This window comes from Arsenophonus endosymbiont of Bemisia tabaci Q2 (assembly GCF_902713415.1).
Classification (GTDB): Bacteria; Pseudomonadota; Gammaproteobacteria; order Enterobacterales; family Enterobacteriaceae; genus Arsenophonus.
Map to the genome: position 1 here is coordinate 1 of NZ_CACTIE010000296.1, position 1,245 is coordinate 1,245.

Here is a 1,245-nt window from a genome sequence, read left to right on the forward strand (position 1 = left end):
ACTAATTGGTTATTTTTTTTCGCATTAAAAAAACCTCTTTTGAAGAGGTCGTTATATACTCACCATAAATTACTCTGCGAATGACCTATGGTGAGTATTTTTTGCGTTTGTACAGTCTGTTATTATACTGTTTGTCCCTTGACTGCTTTGTCTTACGCAGAGCGGACGCGCCCTGTGTAACATGCATACTTGCACTCATACAGAAATAACTCGCTGTACATTCCGACTTTCTATATTGTTAAAAAACATTAACCGATTTGGTATTTATACATAAATAATAAACCATAAAAGATCATTTTCAATGGGTTTTAGCGAAAAAAATAAACATATTTGTTATATTTATTAAAAAGCACCGGATTTTCGGTGCTCTGTATAGCTAGGCAACTTTAAAATGATTACAAGTAATTACTCTATATCAGTAAATTTATATTCGAGAAAAACATATATTTTTGTAATCAAAATTAAGACGCTTAGCTATACTTTAGAGTTGACTGACTACATGCTCGACATACTGAGCATAAGTACGTAGCTTAGCAATGGCTAACGTTATGTTTTTCATTTCGGCGCGGATATACTCTAATACCCGTTCTGCTTCTTCAACGTTATGACCATCTTTTTTTAGCCAGGCTAAGAAGATATGAAGCGTATCTTTCTTGGGATAGTTGATAAAATCATTGATGATATTGGAGAGGGTTTTACCTGTTTTGGGTAGGTTATATTCATGGATGGCCTGACTAGCTGGAATAAACTCACCCTCGTGGATGACTTTCTGTAATTTATCCACTAATACAATGAGATCTTCTGAACTAGATAGATTGTTAATACTCTGATAACGTCTGGCTATGAGTTCTGCTTCCATGCGGTTAAATTCAGCAATATAAGCTTCTTTCAAGGCTGCCGCTTTCTTACCCGTGAATCCCCATCAGCAAGAATACGAAGCCGTCTTTGGTCATTTCATACATTTTGTAGGTGTTCCCATTATATTCATAATTAACCAGCTAAAAATTGCTGGTTAAAAATTATTCTGAGCATTCAAGGGATTCTACCTTTTGAGTTACCTGCTGATGCTGTTTAACGAAAGAGACTGCAACGTCTTTAGTTTTTTTGATAGGACGGCCAGATTTGCCAATTACTTCTGGGGTCAGATTAGATATGGAGGTATTGAGATTAGACATAACAGATACTCCGTTTAGTTTGGAATATCATCACTATCAACGCCAATTGATGGTCATGAGCCTTACAGAG

Annotated in this window: 2 protein-coding genes; one reads left to right on the top strand and one right to left on the bottom strand. The window is 35.7% G+C overall.

The window, feature by feature from the left end; all coding sequences use genetic code 11:
- Positions 1-391: 391 nt before the first annotated feature.
- Complete coding sequence (locus tag ARSQ2_RS11455; RefSeq protein ID WP_181995359.1) at positions 392-529, top strand: hypothetical protein; 138 nt, start codon at positions 392-394, stop codon at positions 527-529.
- Here the strand turns inward: ARSQ2_RS11455 and ARSQ2_RS11460 are convergent.
- On the bottom strand, positions 482-892 hold the full coding sequence (locus ARSQ2_RS11460; protein ID WP_181995360.1) for a hypothetical protein: 411 nt from the start codon (positions 890-892) through the stop codon (positions 482-484). The two genes, ARSQ2_RS11455 and ARSQ2_RS11460, sit on opposite strands and share 48 nt — an antisense overlap.
- Between the last annotated feature and the right edge of the window lie 353 nt (positions 893-1,245).